The sequence below is a fragment of the Xanthobacter aminoxidans genome (assembly GCF_043193615.1).
Classification (GTDB): Bacteria; Pseudomonadota; Alphaproteobacteria; order Rhizobiales; family Xanthobacteraceae; genus Xanthobacter; species Xanthobacter aminoxidans.
Genome location: NZ_JBAFUS010000001.1, coordinates 453,443 through 468,805, shown reverse-complemented (window position 1 = coordinate 468,805; position 15,363 = coordinate 453,443). Strand labels below are relative to the sequence as shown.

At 68.7% G+C, this 15,363-nt stretch carries 18 protein-coding genes; 14 read left to right on the top strand and 4 right to left on the bottom strand.

Annotated elements, in window-relative coordinates; translation table 11 throughout:
- Window positions 1–92 precede the first annotated feature (92 nt).
- Window positions 93–2,303, top strand: coding sequence for an OmpA family protein (locus V5F74_RS02075; protein ID WP_394006005.1), 2,211 nt, complete (start codon window positions 93–95; stop codon window positions 2,301–2,303).
- A 97-nt stretch (window positions 2,304–2,400) separates the two neighbouring features.
- Window positions 2,401–3,039, top strand: coding sequence for a hypothetical protein (locus V5F74_RS02070; RefSeq protein ID WP_394006003.1), 639 nt, complete (start codon window positions 2,401–2,403; stop codon window positions 3,037–3,039).
- A gap of 7 nt (window positions 3,040–3,046) precedes the next feature.
- On the opposite strand, the gene V5F74_RS02065 is transcribed toward V5F74_RS02070, so the two are convergent.
- Window positions 3,047–5,374, bottom strand: a complete 2,328-nt coding sequence (locus V5F74_RS02065) for a lytic transglycosylase domain-containing protein (protein WP_394006002.1) — start codon at window positions 5,372–5,374, stop codon at window positions 3,047–3,049.
- Between the two features lie 372 nt (window positions 5,375–5,746).
- Here V5F74_RS02065 and dapA point away from each other — a divergent pair, with 372 nt between their 5' ends.
- From dapA to V5F74_RS02035, 6 genes are all read left to right on the top strand, one after another.
- A complete protein-coding gene (gene dapA, locus V5F74_RS02060) occupies window positions 5,747–6,646 on the top strand; it encodes a 4-hydroxy-tetrahydrodipicolinate synthase (protein ID WP_155982317.1) in 900 nt (299 codons plus the stop codon).
- Between the two features lie 24 nt (window positions 6,647–6,670).
- Window positions 6,671–6,913, top strand: coding sequence for a hypothetical protein (locus V5F74_RS02055; RefSeq protein WP_024279432.1), 243 nt, complete (start codon window positions 6,671–6,673; stop codon window positions 6,911–6,913).
- Complete coding sequence (locus V5F74_RS02050; protein ID WP_394005999.1) at window positions 6,892–7,191, top strand: type II toxin-antitoxin system RelE/ParE family toxin; 300 nt, start codon at window positions 6,892–6,894, stop codon at window positions 7,189–7,191. Before V5F74_RS02055 ends, V5F74_RS02050 begins: the two co-directional genes overlap by 22 nt.
- Window positions 7,192–7,254: 63 nt before the next feature.
- Complete coding sequence (gene smpB, locus V5F74_RS02045) at window positions 7,255–7,731, top strand: SsrA-binding protein SmpB (protein WP_024279430.1); 477 nt, start codon at window positions 7,255–7,257, stop codon at window positions 7,729–7,731.
- Window positions 7,732–7,744: 13 nt separating this feature from the next.
- The gene (locus V5F74_RS02040; protein WP_024279429.1) at window positions 7,745–8,149 is read left to right on the top strand and encodes a VOC family protein; all 405 of its coding nucleotides are present in this window, start codon (window positions 7,745–7,747) and stop codon (window positions 8,147–8,149) included.
- Window positions 8,146–8,718: a peroxiredoxin gene (locus tag V5F74_RS02035; protein WP_394005998.1), complete on the top strand. Its 573-nt coding sequence runs from the start codon at window positions 8,146–8,148 to the stop codon at window positions 8,716–8,718. The genes V5F74_RS02040 and V5F74_RS02035 overlap by 4 nt, the downstream gene beginning before the upstream one ends.
- An 18-nt stretch (window positions 8,719–8,736) precedes the next feature.
- On the opposite strand, the gene V5F74_RS02030 is transcribed toward V5F74_RS02035, so the two are convergent.
- A complete protein-coding gene (locus V5F74_RS02030; protein ID WP_394005996.1) occupies window positions 8,737–9,393 on the bottom strand; it encodes a uracil-DNA glycosylase in 657 nt (218 codons plus the stop codon).
- 20 nt (window positions 9,394–9,413) lie between these two features.
- Entirely contained in the window at window positions 9,414–10,022 is a 609-nt protein-coding gene (locus V5F74_RS02025; RefSeq protein WP_029558161.1) for a LabA-like NYN domain-containing protein, read from the bottom strand.
- 215 nt (window positions 10,023–10,237) lie between these two features.
- Here V5F74_RS02025 and rpoZ point away from each other — a divergent pair, with 215 nt between their 5' ends.
- The 3 genes from rpoZ to V5F74_RS02010 all read left to right on the top strand — a co-directional run bounded on the left by rpoZ (window position 10,238) and on the right by V5F74_RS02010 (window position 12,244).
- Window positions 10,238–10,627 (top strand): DNA-directed RNA polymerase subunit omega, encoded by a 390-nt coding sequence (gene rpoZ / locus V5F74_RS02020; protein WP_024279425.1) that lies wholly within the window; start codon window positions 10,238–10,240, stop codon window positions 10,625–10,627.
- 346 nt (window positions 10,628–10,973) lie between these two features.
- The gene (locus V5F74_RS02015) at window positions 10,974–11,291 is read left to right on the top strand and encodes a hypothetical protein (RefSeq protein WP_394005994.1); all 318 of its coding nucleotides are present in this window, start codon (window positions 10,974–10,976) and stop codon (window positions 11,289–11,291) included.
- Window positions 11,292–11,302: 11 nt separating this feature from the next.
- Window positions 11,303–12,244 carry an AEC family transporter gene (locus tag V5F74_RS02010; RefSeq protein ID WP_394005992.1) on the top strand — a complete coding sequence of 314 codons (942 nt, stop codon included), beginning with the start codon at window positions 11,303–11,305 and terminating at the stop codon, window positions 12,242–12,244.
- On the opposite strand, the gene gluQRS is transcribed toward V5F74_RS02010, so the two are convergent.
- On the bottom strand, window positions 12,223–13,143 hold the full coding sequence (gene gluQRS / locus V5F74_RS02005; RefSeq protein ID WP_394005990.1) for a tRNA glutamyl-Q(34) synthetase GluQRS: 921 nt from the start codon (window positions 13,141–13,143) through the stop codon (window positions 12,223–12,225). The genes V5F74_RS02010 and gluQRS overlap by 22 nt on opposite strands.
- Window positions 13,144–13,200: 57 nt before the next feature.
- Here gluQRS and V5F74_RS02000 point away from each other — a divergent pair, with 57 nt between their 5' ends.
- The 3 genes from V5F74_RS02000 (at window position 13,201) to V5F74_RS01990 (ending at window position 15,289) form a co-directional block, all read left to right on the top strand.
- The gene (locus V5F74_RS02000; RefSeq protein WP_394005988.1) at window positions 13,201–13,851 is read left to right on the top strand and encodes a DNA-3-methyladenine glycosylase family protein; all 651 of its coding nucleotides are present in this window, start codon (window positions 13,201–13,203) and stop codon (window positions 13,849–13,851) included.
- 14 nt (window positions 13,852–13,865) lie between these two features.
- Entirely contained in the window at window positions 13,866–14,570 is a 705-nt protein-coding gene (locus V5F74_RS01995) for an alpha/beta hydrolase (protein WP_394005986.1), read from the top strand.
- Window positions 14,571–14,731: 161 nt separating this feature from the next.
- Window positions 14,732–15,289, top strand: coding sequence for an HNH endonuclease (locus V5F74_RS01990; RefSeq protein ID WP_394005984.1), 558 nt, complete (start codon window positions 14,732–14,734; stop codon window positions 15,287–15,289).
- Window positions 15,290–15,363 lie beyond the last annotated feature (74 nt).

The window sequence follows — 15,363 nt, the reverse complement described above, 5'->3', positions numbered from 1 at the left end:
GCCGTCTTCGCCCGCGAGGCTTCCGGTGCGACGGCGAATTATGCTGAAGTCCCCTTCCGGCTCCCGAGAGCGGGGCGGACAGCGGGGTGTGCGTGGTGCGGCAAGGCGAGGTGAAAAGAGCGGGCGAGGACGGGCCGCGGCAGGTCCAGCCGCGCCGGGGCGGGATCTGGCGACGCCTGTGGCCTCTGGCGGCCGGCCTCGCAGCCCTCGCCACGCTCACGGTCTGCGCCATCCTGTTCGGCCGCGGGCCTATCCAGGCCGACCTCGATTCGGCGGCGCGGGATGTGCTCGCACGGACGGGCGAATCCTGGGCTTCGGCCCGCTTTCAGGGCCGCGACGCCACCTTGGAGGGCGAGGCCCTCGCCGAGGAGGCGCGGACCAAGGTGCGCGCCTCGCTGGAAGGCCTGTTCGGCGTCCGCGTGGTGCGTGACGCAACCACTCTGCTGCCGGAGCGGCACCCCTTCACCTTCAGCGCGGTGAAAGACGGACGCGCGATCGCGGTTGATGGCTACGTTCCCTCCGCCGATGGCCTGGTGCGGATCGTCGCGGCGGCCCGCAGCGGCGGGGACCAGGTCACAGGACAGAACCGGCTGGTGCGGGCCCGCGGCGCCCCGCCCGGTGATTTCGCCGCGCTGGTCATCTTCGGGCTTGGCCAGCTGAAGCGCCTCCCGTCCGGTCGGCTCACCCTGTCGGATGGCGCGATTGCGCTGGAGGGGCGGGCGCGCGACCTCGCGAGCTATGACGAACTGGCCCAGACCCTGCACGGCCCGCTGCCCGGCGGCATGGTGCTCGCGCGCTTCGAGGTGCGCCCGCCGGTCGCCGCCCCGTTCCTGTGGTCGGCGGTGCGCGATGGCACGGTGCTGCGGCTCAGCGGCTACGTTCCCTCGGCCGAGGCGCGGGCCGAAGTGGCGAAGGCTTTGTCCTCGACCGTGCCGGGCATCGGCATCAAGGACGACACTTTGCTCGCCGACGGCGCGCCGAGCGCGGAACTCTGGATGCGGGCGGTGCGCTTTGCCGGCTCGGCCCTGGCCCAGCTTCCGGAGGGCCGGGTGACGCTCTCCGATTCGACCCTTTCGATCGAGGGCGTCGCGCCCAGTTTCACCTCCTTCGACATCCTCCTCACGCTGCGCCGGCAGCCGCCCGAGGGCTTCCAGATCGTGCGCTTCGCGGTCGAGCCGCCGCGCGCCTCCCCGTTTACATGGCAGATCGAGCGCAACCCCGAGCAGGTGCAGCTTTCCGGCTTCGCGCCGTCCGAAGAGGCCCGCCGCCTGCTGCTGGATGCCGCGCGTTCGGGCTTTCAGGGCATGCCGGTCGCCGACGATCTGCAACTCGCCTCCGGCGGCCCGGCGCCCGAGGTGTGGGCGAGCGCCGCCAGCTTTGCCGTCGCCCAGCTCGCCCGGATGCATGCCGGCTCGGCCGAGGTGACGGGCACGCGGATGGTGCTGTCGGGCGAGGCGGCCGATTCCGCGGGCTATCTCGCCGTGGTGCAGGCGGTACGCACGCCGCCGGCCGGCGTCACGGTCGATGCCAGGGGCGTGCGGCCGCCGTCCATCTCGCCTTATGTCTTCTCGGTGCGGCGGGAGGCCGGCGAACTCACGGTCTCCGGCTTCTATCCGGACGAGGCGGCCCACGTCGCCATCAAGACCGCGCTGGAGCGTGATTTCCTGCGCGAAAAGGTCAATGACGTATCGGCGGTCGGCGGCGGAGCGCCGTCCGGCTTCCGCGATGCGGTGCTCGCCGGGCTCGCGCAACTGTCCCGTCTTTCCTCCGGCGAACTGAGCGTCGCCGATGCCCAGATGCGCCTGAGCGGAACGGTGCTCGACGCGACCGTGGGCGGGGAGGTGGAGGCCGCGCTCAAGCGCGCTGCCCGGCCGCCGTTCGTGATCGAGACGGCGCTCCAGCTCGCCCCGCCCGCCCCGCCGGTGAGCGTCGCGGAATGCGGCCGGCTGGTCGGCGAGCTGCTGTCGCGGGGAACGGTGCGTTTCGTCGGCGCCACTGCGGACATCGATGCCCTGAGCCGTGGCCTCGTGGATCGTATCGCCGCCGTGCTGAAGCGATGCCCGGACAGTCTGGTGCGTGTGTCCGGCCATACGGACGGCGTCGGCGATGGAGCAGCCAATCTGCGTCTGTCGGAGGCGCGGGCGAAGGCTGTGGTCGCGGCCCTTGGCGCGGAAGGCATAGCCTCCGACCGGCTGACGGCGGCAGGGCTCGGCTCCGGCCAGCCGGTGGCGCCGAACGATACCGAGGCGGGCAGGGCGCTGAACCGGCGCATCGAGATCGAGGTGAAGGAGCGCGCGCCATGATCTATCTCGCCATCGCTCTTTGGCCTTACGTGATCGGCGCGGCCGCGATCGGCCTCGCCACCGGCTACGCGCTGGGGCGGAATGGGGGGAGCCGGCCATGACCGCCTTTGCCATCGAGGTGGCTCTGCTCCTCACCCTCGTCTTCGCTGCCGCGCTGGCGGTCGGCTATCGCCTCGGCCTGAAGCACCGCCCAGCCGAACCACCGGTGCAGGCCGAAGTCCTGCCACCGCCCGCCGTCGTGGAGCGTCCGCCCGTTCCTGCCACGCCTCAGCCCCAGCCGGAACCGCCTGTCCTGGTCGAGCCCGCGCCCTCGCCCCAGCAGGACCTGTTCGCGCGGCTCGGCATCGCCGACATGAATGCGGTGCCGCCTCTGGATGAAGAGGAGGAGGACGAGCCGCCGCCTCCGGCCACGCAGTCGCCGATCCGCCCCGCCCCACGCGCCCGGCGACGGCCGCCGGAGAGCCTGCCGGGGGTGCGCCCGCCCGCCCTCGACGCGCCGGAGGGCGAGGGAGCGGACGATCTCAAGCAATTGAAGGGCATCGGTCCGCAGAACGAGCAGCGGCTCAACGAGATTGGCATCTTCCATCTTCGGCAGATCGCCGCATGGACGCCGGAAGAGGCCGCCTGGGTCGGCAGCTACCTCGCCTTCCCCGGCCGCATCGAGCGCGAGGACTGGATGGGGCAGGCGAAAGCCATCCTCGAGGGTGGAGCACCGCCGCCCCGTCGGCGGCGGTGAGCCGGGCTCAGCGCCCGCCGCGCAGATCGGCTTCCATCTGGAGCTTGCTCGGGATGTTGAAGCGCACCTTGTAGACTTGGTAGTTCTCCATCACCCGCTGCACGTAGTTGCGGGTCTCGGAGAAGGGGATGCACTCCACCCAGTCCACCACGTCCACGTCCGGGTCGCGCGGGTCGCCGTAGCGGGCGATCCACTTGGCGACGCTGCCGCGCCCGGCGTTATAGGCGGCGAAGGCCAGCACGTAGTTGCCGCCATATTGCGCCACCAGCTCGCCCAGCTCGGCGGCGCCGAACTGCACATTGTAGGACTGGTCGCTCATGAGCCGGCGCTCGTCATAGGAGACGCCCGTGACCTTGGCCACCTGCCGTCCCGCCTCCGGTGTGACCTGCATGAGGCCCATCGCCTTGGCGCTGGAATAGGTCGCCGGGTTGAACTGGCTCTCCTGCCGGGCGATGGCATAGACCGCCGCCTTGTCCACCGGGTCGCCGATGGGGCTGTAGTTGGGCAGGCCGAACGTCGGGAAGGCCTCGGCCTCCAGCGGGTGGCCCTCGGCGAGCCCCTCCTTGCCCACCACCAGCGCGCCGCGCGGATCGTTGTTGGATTCGGCGAGGGTCGCGAGCATGGCGAGCTGGCTCGAATCCTCCATCCGCCAGGCGAGGTCGTAATAGATGGTCAGCGGGATGTCGCGCGCGCCCACGGCATAGAGCATGCGGATCGCCTTCACCGGCTCCAGGCGGGCGAAGGTGTCGCGCGCGCCGAAGGACGGGGAGGGCGCGCCGCGCAGCACGACAGGGGCCATGCCGAGCTTGGTGCGCGAGAGCTGGCCGTAATAGGTCGCCGGGAATTTGGCCGCCGCCTGATAGCCGGCATTGGCCCGGCCACGATCACCCATGGCCTCGGCCGCGCGGGCCTGCCAGTAATAGGCGCGCGACAGCGTGATGGGATGCTTCTGGTCGTCATCGACCTTGGCGAAATGCTGCGCCGCCCGGCTCGGGTCCTTCAGGAAGCGCAGGGCGATCCAGCCGGCGGTCCATTGCTGCTCGGCGCGATAATTGTCAGCCTGCGGCGGCACGCCGGTGGCGGCGACCTTGTAGGCGGTCTGGAAATCGCCGGCATCGAGCAGCTCACGTGCGACGAGGCGGCGCTCGATCCACCATTCGTCGGGGTCCGCCAGCACCTGATCGGAGCTGGAGCCGGCGAGCAGGGCCCGCGCCGCTTCCTGAGGCTTGTCGGCCCGGCGCAGCAGTTGGGACTTGGCGAAGAGATAGGCGGGGTCGCTCGACAGCGTGAACGGCACGAGGCCGAGCAGCTTCTCGCCGTTCGCTTCCTTGCGCGCGATCGCCATGCGCGCCTTGGTGAGCGCCACGATATCGCTACCGGCGCGCGCGGCGGCGCGCATGGCGCGGTCGGTGTCCGGCTTGTAGCTGAAGTGGTCGGCCCTCAGCTTGTGGTCGGCGCGGGTGAGGAAGCCCGAGAACTCGTCGATGATCTTGCTCTCGAAGAGCTCGTTCAGCTCGTCGTTGCGCCAGGCGTCGCGCACCCACTCGGCCGCATCCTGCCTTTTGCCGATGGAGACGAGATAGCGCGCGAGCGCCACTTTGCCCTCGCCGGACAGGGGCGCCTGATCGGCGAAGAAGGCCTGCGCCTTCGCCGGGTCCTTGTTTTCCTGGAACAGCACGCGCTCGGCGCGACGGCGCAGGGTGGACTGCGTGGGCCAGCCCGGCTTCTCCTGGATGAATTCGTTGATGGCGTTGAAGCCGAGATCGTTCGGCGCGTGCCGGATGACAAGCCATGTCACCAGCGTGCGCGCCACCGGATCGTCGAGCTGCTGGGCCGCTCCCATGGCCTCGGCGGCGCGGCCGTTGCGGGCGGCGTTCACCGCGACCTTCAACGCGGCGAGATCGCCGCCGGGGATGCTGGACGACGCGCCGACTGTCGGCGCTGGCTGATGGACGGTGGGCGCGACGCGTGCCGCAGCGGGCTTGCCGGCGGACGGTTTGGTGGACGCGCTCTTGCTCGCCGCGGGCTTTGCGGCCGTGGCGGGCTTGGCCGGCGTGGACGACTTCGCATCCTTGGACTTCGTCTCCTTGGCCTTGGCGTCCTTTGCCTTGGCATCCTTGGCCTTGGAATCAGCCGCCTTGCTGTCCTTGGATTTCGTGTCCTTGGCGTGGGCATCCTTCGACTTGGCGTCGGTCGACTTCGAATCCTTGGAGGCGGACGCGGACGGCTTGGCCGGGGGTGTCGGCGCGGATTCCGCAACCGCCGGCATCGCCCCGCTCCAGGCGAGGGCGAGCGCAAGCGCGCTCACGGACATCAGGCTCGAGACAGACGACATGAAGCTTCCTCGCGGGCGCGGGCTGTGGTGGCGTATTCCCCCACCCGCATGTTCGGCCACCGGCGTTGACGAAACCCTAACCTCAATGAAGTCCGAAAACCGGGCGAAACCACGGCTTTCGGGACCTTGGCGGTTGTTCCGGGGCAAATCTGCCGCAGGCTACCCCCTTGCGGCAGTTTGCTACCATTCCCGAAGGGCATTTTGCCCTCATGGCAACGATCGTAGCAGCGCATCCCCCTTTCCGGCCGGGCGGCAAAAGGATAAGGGTCAAGGTCCGCACCCGCCGCTCTCCCGAGCCGGCGCGGCGCCGGGCCGGTCGTTCGCGGCAGGTCCCGGCCAACCACAAGCTCCCAGGAACCCAAGGCGTTCGCCATGTCGCCCATCCCGTCTGCGTCCCGTTTCCGCGGCTCGTTCACCGCCCTCGTCACCCCGTTCCGCGACGGCGCGCTGGACGAGAAGGCGTTCCGTGCCTTCGTGGACTGGCAGATATCCGAGGGGACGCACGGCCTCGTCCCGGTCGGCACCACGGGCGAAAGCCCCACCGTCTCCCATGAGGAGCACAACCGCGTGGTGGAATGGACCGTGGAGCAGGCCGCCGGCCGCGTTCCGGTCATGGCCGGCGCGGGCTCCAACAACACCGCCGAGGCGGTCGCGCTGGCCGAGCACGCCCAGAAGGTCGGTGCCGACGCGCTCCTCGTGGTGACGCCCTACTACAACAAGCCCACGCAGGAAGGCCTCTATCGCCACTTCAAGGCGATCGCCGACGCCGTGGACCTGCCGATCTTCATCTACAACATCCCGAGCCGCTCGGTGATCGACATGTCGGTCGAGACCATGGCCCGGCTGTTCGAGATCAAGAACATCGCCGGCGTGAAGGACGCCACCGCTTCCATGACCCGCGTGTCGCTGCAGCGGCAGGTGCTGGGGCCGGACTTCATCCAGCTCTCGGGCGAGGATGCGACCGCCCTCGGCTTCATGGCCCATGGCGGCCACGGCTGCATCTCGGTTGCCTCCAACGTCGCGCCGCGCCTGTGCTCGGAGTTCCAGCTGGCCTGTCTCGCTGGCGACTTCAAGGCGGCGCTGGCGATCCAGGACAAGCTGATGCCGCTGCACACGGCGCTGTTCGTGGAGACCAACCCGGCGCCCACCAAGTATGCCCTCTCGCTCCTCGGCAAGATGAGCGAGGAGGCGCGCCTCCCCATGGTGCCGGTTTCCGAGACCACCCGCGCCGTGGTGCGCAGCGCCATGGTGCAGGCCGGCCTCATCAACTGAGGCGGCATCTGCTATGCTTCGCCCATGACCAAGTTGCTGGATGAAGCCATAGCGGAAATCCGCAAGCTGCCCGACGCCGAGCAGGACCGCGCCGCGGCCCTGCTTCTCGCTCTCGCGCACGAGCAGGATGACGACGCCGCGAACTACCGGCTGACGCCGGAACAGGTGGCGCAGATCGAGGCGACGCTCCGCGCCATCGAGGCGGGCACGATGGAATTTGTCAGCGAGCAGGAGATGGCTGCCGTGTGGGCTCGCTTCGGGCTGTGAGGGTCCGGTTTGCGGCCCCCGCGCTGCGCCATCTCGACGAGATTCACAGTTTCATCGCAGCGGATAATCCCGCTGCGGCCTCCCGAGGCCTGGGCGATATCCGAAAAGCGGTTACGTTGTTGCAGATCGCTCCCAACGTCGGACGGCGTGGAGAGGTAGATCGCACCCGCGAATGGGTTGTCCGCCAGCGGCCTTACGTCATCGTCTATCGTATCGAACCAGCGGAAGACCTTCTCACCGTCCTCGGCATCTGCCACACCGCTCGCCGACGCCCCTGACGGCTGGCTACCCATTCCCTAGCCGCTTGCTTCGGCGGTGCGCTGCGACCACATTCCCCCATCATGACATCCAAGAAGACCGAAGCCCCCCGCAAGATCGCCGCCGATAACCGGCGCGCCCGCTTCGATTTCGAGCTGGGCGAGACGTTCGAGGCCGGCATCTCCCTCACCGGCACCGAGGTGAAGAGCCTGCGCAACGGCAAGGCGACCATCGGCGAGAGCTACGCCGCCCAGAAGGAGGGCGAGATGTGGCTCTACAACGCCTATATCCCCGAATATCTGGAAGCCAACCGCTTCAACCACGAGACCCGCAGGCCGCGGAAGCTGTTGCTGCACAAGCGGCAGATCGCCAAGCTCGGGCAGGCCGTGGAGCGCGAGGGCATGACGGTGGTGGCGACCAAGATCTATTTCAACGATCGCGGTCGCGCCAAGGTGGAGCTGGCGCTGGCCAAGGGCCGCAAGGCGCATGACAAGCGCGAGGCCTCCAAGGAACGCGACTGGGCGCGCGACAAGGCGCGCCTGATGCGCGAGCGTGGGTGAGGGAAGGGGCGTCATGCCGGGCAAGATCGCCTTCGACCATTGCGTCGTCCATGTGAGCGATTTCGCCCGCTCCAACGCCTTCTATGCCTCCGTGCTCGGCGCGGAGGTGGTGACGGTGGGCACGGGCTTCGCCTACCGCTTCGGGGACCGCCAGCTGAACCTGCATGGGCCGGGCGTCGATCCGGTGCCGGTGGCGCGTCTGCCGGTGCAGCCGGGCAATTCCGATCTGTGCTTCCGCTGGGATGGCCCGATCGCGGAGGCCGTGGCGCACCTCGCCGCCCATGGCATCACGCCCGAACTCGGCCCGGTGCGTCGCTTCGGCGCCCGTGGCCACGGCACCAGCGTCTATTTCCGCGATCCGGACGGGTCGCTGCTCGAATTCATCTCCTACGAAACCTCTCAGGGGGACGCGTCATGAGCACTTCCGGCTACACCAGCCTGCCCGATGACCTCCCGTCGCCGGAAGACGACGGCCTCGCCGCGCACCTGCCGGGGCTGGAACTGCCCATCATCAACCTCCCCGCGACGGACGGCCGGCACATCGATCTGTCCGGCCTTTCAGGCCTGACGGTGGTCTATGCCTATCCGCGTACGGGCGTGCCCGGCCAGCCCTTGCCGGAGGGCTGGGACGCCATTCCCGGCGCGCGCGGCTGCACGCCCCAATCCTGCGCCTTCCGCGACCACTTCGCGGATCTGCGCGACGCTGGCGTGGAGCATGTGTTCGGCCTGTCGCTGCAGGACAGCGACTATCAGCGCGAGGCGGTGGAGCGGCTCCATTTGCCGTTCCCGCTGCTCTCCGATCATCGGCATGAGCTGACCACGGCCATCCGCCTACCGACCTTCGAGGTGGAGGGCGCGAAGCTGCTGAAGCGCATCACCCTCATCATCGAGGAGGGTGCCATCAGCCACGTCTTCTATCCGGTTTTCCCGCCGGACCGGAACGCGGCGGACGTGCTGGCCCATTTGCGCCGGGGGCGGCAGGACTGACCGCCTAGCCCAGGCAGCTCAGCCCAGGTTCGCGCGGACGGCGGAAAAGACGGAGCGGAACATCTCGGGCGTCAGCACGCCGGTGTTGGTGTTGTAGCGCGAGCAGTGGTAGCTCGCGAACAACCGCACGCTGCCCACCTCGTCCGAAACGCCGTGGCCGAACTTGAGCCGCGAGGCCTTCTGGCCGAGCGCGGCAAGGGTCGAATCGTGGGCGATCTTGCCCAGCGTGACGATGGCCCGGAGCGCCGGCATTTCGGCCATGGCGGCGGAGAGGAAGGGCCGGCAGGTGCGGATTTCCTCGGGCGTCGGCTTGTTCTGGGGCGGCACGCAGCGCACGGCATTGACGATGCGCGCGCCGGTGAGGGTCAGGCCATCTTCCGGGTGCGCCGCATAGGGGCCACGCGCGAAGCCGTATTCGATCAGCGTCGCATAGAGCAGGTCGCCGGCATAGTCGCCGGTGAACGGGCGGCCCGTGCGATTGGCACCCCGCAGACCCGGCGCGAGGCCGACGATCAGCAGCGGCGCGTCGACCGGGCCGAAGGCAGGCACGGGCGCATTGTGCCATGCGGGTTCATTCGCCCGCCATTCCTCGCGGAAGTCCACGAGGCGCGGGCACAGCGGGCAGTCGCGCCCCGGCTCGGATGCCGGGGCAGCGGCGGCCGCTTTGGCAGCCATCTTGGCGGGCACCGGCGGCGTCAGTCGTTGCCGTCGCCGGCCGCGGTCGTGGCGCTGCGCCGCTCGAGGAAACGGGGCGTCTCCTGCATCCGGCCCTGCCGCTCGGACGGGTCGCGGCCGATCTTGGGCTGGAGGTCCACCAGATCGATGAAGACGTCCGCCTGACGGCGCAGGTCATCCGCGATCAGCGGCGGCTGGGTGGAGATGGTGGAGACCACCGAGACCCGCACACCCTTGCGCTGCAGCGCCTCCACCAGCGAGCGGAAGTCGCCGTCGCCGGAGAACAGCACGATGTGGTCCACGTGCTCGGCGAGCTCCATGGCGTCCACGGCGATCTCGATGTCCATGTTGCCGCGCACGCGACGCCGGCCCTGCGCGTCCGTGAACTCGCGGGCAAGCTTGGTGACCACCGAATAGCCGTTGTAGTCCAGCCAATCGAGCAGCGGCCGGATGGAGGAATATTCCTGATCCTCGATCAGCGTCGTGTAGTAGAACGCGCGAAGGAGGTATCCGCGGCTCTGGAACTCCTTGAGGAGCCGCTTGTAGTCGATATCGAAGCCCAACGCCTTGGTCGCGGAATAAAGGTTGGCGCCATCAATGAGAAGAGCGATCTTTTCCTGGCCCTGCATACAAAGGTCCGCCGATGGAATGGGAAGGGCAGAACGGGAACGGCTGCAAACCACGTCGTCCTGTCGCCTTTCTCCGACGAAGAACCGTTCAAGGCAAGCGAAAAAGGCGCGGCGCTTGGCCGGCGGGGTTGCCCCTTTGGCCGAATTGCTGTATCGACGCCCTCTTCTCAAGGCCTGTATTCTGTGCGCATCGCGCATAAGGGAGTGACGAGCCGATGGCCCGTGTCACCGTAGAAGACTGCATCGACAAGGTGGACAACCGGTTCGAGCTGGTTCTGCTCGCCGCCCACCGCGCGCGCATGATCTCGTCCGGCCAGCAGATCACCATCGACCGGGATAACGACAAGAACCCTGTCGTCGCCCTGCGCGAGATCGCCGACGAGACCGTGAGCCCCGAGGATCTCAAGGAAGACCTCATCCACTCGCTGCAGAAGTACACCGAGGTGGATGAGCCCGAGCCCGAGGCCGTGCCGCTCATCGCGTCCAGCGACAGCTCCGGTGGCGAGGACAGCGATGTCATGCTCGACCGCATGACCGAGGAAGAGCTGCTCGCCGGCCTCCAGGGCCTCGTGCCGCCCGAGCACAACGACGACGACGAGGGCTGATCGCCGCTTCGGCGACGGACCCAGCGTTCGCGGCCGGGCACTGCCCGGCCGTTTGCGTTTTGGATCTCCGTTCGCTGGCATTTTACGGCTAAAACGATTTGCCCATCGGTTGACGGTCCCTTCCGAGGAGCCTAACGTCCGCGTCATGCTTCGTTCCGGATGCCATATGCCGGCCCACCTTCCGGCCCTTCGGCGAATTCCTCGCCCGGTCGACCCTGTCGGCCGGGTAGACTTGCGCGCCTGAGGCCGTCGACGGCCGCGGCGCGATCCTCCGCCGGGGCAGGCCCATCAGGTGACTGCCCAGAGAATTGCGCGGCAAGGCCCGCACCAGTCCGGATCGTCCCCCATGTCCAGCCGTGAACCCGCCGCTCATCGCGACGGCTCCTCCCCTGTCCGTCCGCAACAGTCCTCGTTTCGCCTCGCCGTCGCGGCCGAGCCGGAAACCAACCTGCTGCTGCGCCTGCTGGAGCCGTTCGTGATCCACGACGTCCTGCCCAGCCGCGTCGACTGCCGGACGGACGAAGACACGCTAAGCGTCACCATCGCGTTCGCCGCGGAGGAGGCCGTCGCCGTACGCCTCAGCCAGAGGCTCGGCGTCATGGTGGGCGTCCGCACGGCGGACCTCACGACCGCCGAGCAGACGGCGCAGATGCGGGCGGCCTGACGGAAACGGCCATGCTCAACACGCTTGCGGACATTTCTGTCATCGTCCTGCCGGTGTTCGGCATGGTGCTGGTGGGCTACATCTCCGCCCGGGTCGGCCTCGTCAGCGAACGGGCGACGGACGGGCTGGCGGAGTTCGTGTTCAGCCTGTCTGTGCCGGTCCTCATCTTCAAGACGCTGACCGAATCGAAGCTGCCCGAGGCCCAGCCGTGGGGCTACTGGATCGCCTATTTCGCCGGCGCCTTCTTCGTGTTCGCCATCGCCATGGTGGCGGCGGAGCGGCTGTTCGGGCGGGGGCGGCAGGAGGCGGTCATCCATGGCTTCGCCGCGGGCCAGGCCAACACCGTGTTCGTCGGCGTGCCGTTGATCCTGAAGGCCTATGGCGAGGCCGGAGCGGTACCGCTGTTCCTGCTCATCGCCATCCACCTGCCGGTGATGCTGGTGGCCGCTACCGTGATGCTGGAGGGTAGCCACGGCTTCTCCCGCGCGACCATGATGCGGCTCGGCAAGGCGCTCGCCTTCAACCCCATCCTGCTCGGCATCTATGCCGGGGCGCTGGCCAAGGTGGTGGGCATCCAGGCCGTGGGCGTGCCGAAGCAGATGATCGACCTTCTCTCCGCCGCCGCGACGCCGTGCGCGCTCATTTCGCTCGGCCTGTCGCTGAAGCGCTACGGCATGGCGGGCGGCGATCTCCTGCCCTCGGCGCTCATCAGCTTCCTGAAGCTCATCGTCCATCCGGCGGCGGTGTTCGCGCTCACCATGGTGTTCAGCATGCCGCCGGTGTGGGCCGGCGTGGCGGTGCTGTTCGCGGCCATGCCGAGCGGCGTCAACGGCTATCTTTTGGCGCAGCGCTATGGTGTGGGGGTGGCCACCTCCACCAGCGCGGTCTCGCTCTCCACCGGGCTTGCGGTGGTCACCGTGGCGTTCTGGCTCTACATCCTTGGGGTCGGCTGAAGCGGATCGAGCCCCAGTCGCGCGCGGATGTCCTCTGGTGTCGCGCCGCAGTTTCTGAGCGCGAGGAGGCTGGTGGCCGAATTGCTCTTGGAGAGCTTATGGCCGCTGCCGTCGAGGATCAGCCGGTGGTGGTGATAGACCGGCGTCGCAAGACCAAGCAGCCGCTGCAGGAGCACGTGGACCGAGGTGGCGTGAAACAGGTCCATGCCGCGGATGACGCGGGTGATGCCCTGCAGCGCGTCGTCTACCACCACTGAGAGATGATAGGACGTCGGCACGTCCCGCCGCGCCAGCACCACGTCGCCCCACTGCGCCGGATCGGCTGGCGCCGGGACGGCCGATCCTTCCGGCAGATCCCGGGCTTCCGGCCAGAAGAGCGGCCCACTGCCGATAGCCTCCATCGCCGCTGCCATGTCGAGCCGCAGCACATAGGGCTCGCCCGCCGCCCGCCGCTGTGCGCGCTCCCCATCGGACAGCCCTGAGCGCTGGAAGGGATAGAGCGGCGCCCCGTCCGGGTCCCGTGGGGCCGGGTGCCCCTCCTTTGCCTCCGCCTCGATCACCGCGCGCGCGATGTCGGAGCGGCTCTCGAAGGCGGGATAGACGAGGCCCATGGCCTCCAACCGCGCGATTGCCTTGGCATAGTCCGCGAAGTGCTCGGACTGGCGCCGCGGCGGCGCGGCGGGCACGATGCCGAGCCAGGCGAGGTCGTCGAGGATGCCCTGTTCGAATTCGGGTCGACAGCGGGTGGTGTCGATGTCCTCCATGCGCAGCAGGAAGGTGCCGCCCGTGCGGGCCGCCGCCTCGGCATTCACCAGCGCCGAAAAGGCGTGGCCGAGATGCAGCCGGCCGTTGGGGCTCGGTGCGAAGCGGCAGACGAAGGGAAGGGGAGGCTGGGGCATGGCGTCCGCTATTAGAGCGATATCCCGTTGTGACAGACAAGCCTGCGGATTTGCGGAATGAAGGAGCCGCTGCTCACCGACCAGGGCGTGTTCGACCGCGCCTTCGCGCAACTGCTCGAGCTGGATGATCGCCTCGTTCCGGTGGCCGAGGTGGCCGGCCGCCCGGCCCTGCGCCGCCGGCCGCCCGGATTTTCCGGTCTGTGCGCGGTGGTGATCGCCCAGCAATTGTCGGTCGCTTCGGCACGGGCCATCTCCGCCCGGTTCGAGGCCGCGATGGGCGGGACGCCCACGGTGGAGGCCATGCTGGCCGCGCCGGTGGAGACATTGCGCGGGGCCGGCCTGTCCGCACCGAAGATCCGCACCCTCACCGGCATCGCCCGCGCGCTCGCGGAAGGCGAGGTGGACCTTGAGGCCGTGGCGCGCATGGAGGCGGATGCCGCGGCCGAGGTGATGACGCGGCTGCCCGGCATCGGGCTTTGGACCGCCGACATCTACCTCCTGTTCTGCCTCGGCCGCGCCGATGCCTTTCCCCATGGCGACCTCGCGCTCCAGGTGGCGATGGGCGATGCGTTCGAGCTGGGCGGCCGCTGCACGGCCCTCGGCCTGCGCGCCATCGCTGAGGATTGGCGGCCGCTGCGTGGCGTGGCGGCGCATCTGCTGTGGGCGTATTATGGTGCGCGGCGCGCCCGCCTCGGCGCCCCGGCCTGAGAAGAGCGTGCCCCATGTCCTTTCCCCTCGACGGCGTTTCCCTCGACGAGCCCATTCTCGACGGCCCGCGCCTGCGCCCGCGCCACGGCGGCGCGCCTGACAGCCTCGTCGTGCTGCTGCACGGCTATGGCGCGGACGGGCGCGATCTCATCGACCTCGGCAACGCCTGGGCCGACCTGCTGCCCGGCACCGCTTTCATCTCGCCCCACGCCCCCGACCCCTGCGAAGGCGCGCCGGTGGGCCGGCAGTGGTTCCCGCTGAGCTTCCGCGAGCCCCACGAACTGGCCCGCGGTGCCGAGGCTGCGGCGCCTGTGCTGGCTGCGTTCCTGGAGGAGGAGCTGGCGAAATACGATCTGCCGCCGTCGCGGCTGGCGCTGGTCGGTTTCAGCCAGGGCGCGATGATGGCGCTGAAGATCGCGACCACCGCCGCCGTGGCACCGGCCGCCGTTGTCGCCTATTCGGGGCTGTGGGTGGAGGCGGCGGGCGGGGTGCCGCGCGACCTGCAACTCAGCACGCGACCGCCCATCCTTCTGGTGCACGGCACGGAGGACGAGGTGATACCGGCCCAGGCCCTGTTTGCCTCCGCCCGCGGCCTCGCCGATGCCGGCGTGCCGGTGGAGTGGCACCTCAGTCAGGGGCTCGGGCACGGCATCGACGATGGCGGCCTCGCCCATGGCGGCGCCTTCCTCGCCGAGTTCCTCGCAGCAAAGCCGCGCTGAGACGGTAACGGAAGCAGGCGCGGCCGGCGGAGCGAGTAAATGCCCGGAAATGGCCGTGGTTTGGCCTCGGCTTCACAACAGTGACACGGAGCATATAGAGTATCCGCCGCGTACCGGGATCGTCAGGCGCGATTCGGGTGCGAAGACGAGGAGTTCGGTCCTTGACCACTGCTTTGTCACCAGGTGCCTGGCCAGCGCTCGTGCTCAACGCGGACTACCGCCCGTTGAGCTATTACCCGCTGTCGGTCTGGAGTTGGCAGGATGCCATCAAGGCGGTCTTTCTCGACCGGGTGAACATCGTCGAATATTACGACAAGGCGGTGCGAAGTCCGGGCTTTGAAATCCGGCTGCCCAGCGTCGTTTCACTGCGCACCTTCGTGAAGCCGACCCGGCAGCCCGCCTTCACCCGCTTCAACGTCTTCCTGCGCGACCGCTTCTCCTGCCAATATTGCGGCTCCCGAGAGGATCTCACCTTCGACCACGTGATTCCACGCTCGAAGGGAGGCCAGACGACCTGGGAGAATGTGGTCGCCGCCTGCTCCCCGTGCAATCTGCGCAAGGGCGGCCATATGCCGGCGGATGCGGGGATGTGGCCCGCGCAGACGCCCTTCCAGCCGTCCGTCCACGATCTCCACCATAACGGCAGGCACTTCCCGCCGAACTACCTGCATGAGAGCTGGCTGGATTATCTCTACTGGGATACCGAACTCGATCCCTAGGCGATATCGCCTTGCCTCTCACATCAGCGCGCCTGACTGAGATACCGCAAACGCGGATACGGCCATGCCGAAAC

What these genes read in the sequence shown, in the direction of transcription:
- V5F74_RS02070 (WP_394006003.1), top strand. Translation starts at nt 2,401, where the DNA reads ATGACCGCCTTTGCCATCGAGGTGGCTCTGCTCCTCACCCTCGTCTTC.
- V5F74_RS02065 (WP_394006002.1), bottom strand. Translation starts at nt 5,374, where the DNA reads ATGTCGTCTGTCTCGAGCCTGATGTCCGTGAGCGCGCTTGCGCTCGCC.
- dapA (WP_155982317.1), top strand. Translation starts at nt 5,747, where the DNA reads ATGTCGCCCATCCCGTCTGCGTCCCGTTTCCGCGGCTCGTTCACCGCC.
- V5F74_RS02055 (WP_024279432.1), top strand. Translation starts at nt 6,671, where the DNA reads ATGACCAAGTTGCTGGATGAAGCCATAGCGGAAATCCGCAAGCTGCCC.
- smpB (WP_024279430.1), top strand. Translation starts at nt 7,255, where the DNA reads ATGACATCCAAGAAGACCGAAGCCCCCCGCAAGATCGCCGCCGATAAC.
- V5F74_RS02040 (WP_024279429.1), top strand. Translation starts at nt 7,745, where the DNA reads ATGCCGGGCAAGATCGCCTTCGACCATTGCGTCGTCCATGTGAGCGAT.
- V5F74_RS02035 (WP_394005998.1), top strand. Translation starts at nt 8,146, where the DNA reads ATGAGCACTTCCGGCTACACCAGCCTGCCCGATGACCTCCCGTCGCCG.
- V5F74_RS02030 (WP_394005996.1), bottom strand. Translation starts at nt 9,393, where the DNA reads ATGGCTGCCAAAGCGGCCGCCGCTGCCCCGGCATCCGAGCCGGGGCGC.
- V5F74_RS02025 (WP_029558161.1), bottom strand. Translation starts at nt 10,022, where the DNA reads ATGCAGGGCCAGGAAAAGATCGCTCTTCTCATTGATGGCGCCAACCTT.
- rpoZ (WP_024279425.1), top strand. Translation starts at nt 10,238, where the DNA reads ATGGCCCGTGTCACCGTAGAAGACTGCATCGACAAGGTGGACAACCGG.
- V5F74_RS02015 (WP_394005994.1), top strand. Translation starts at nt 10,974, where the DNA reads ATGTCCAGCCGTGAACCCGCCGCTCATCGCGACGGCTCCTCCCCTGTC.
- V5F74_RS02010 (WP_394005992.1), top strand. Translation starts at nt 11,303, where the DNA reads ATGCTCAACACGCTTGCGGACATTTCTGTCATCGTCCTGCCGGTGTTC.
- gluQRS (WP_394005990.1), bottom strand. Translation starts at nt 13,143, where the DNA reads ATGCCCCAGCCTCCCCTTCCCTTCGTCTGCCGCTTCGCACCGAGCCCC.
- V5F74_RS02000 (WP_394005988.1), top strand. Translation starts at nt 13,201, where the DNA reads ATGAAGGAGCCGCTGCTCACCGACCAGGGCGTGTTCGACCGCGCCTTC.
- V5F74_RS01995 (WP_394005986.1), top strand. Translation starts at nt 13,866, where the DNA reads ATGTCCTTTCCCCTCGACGGCGTTTCCCTCGACGAGCCCATTCTCGAC.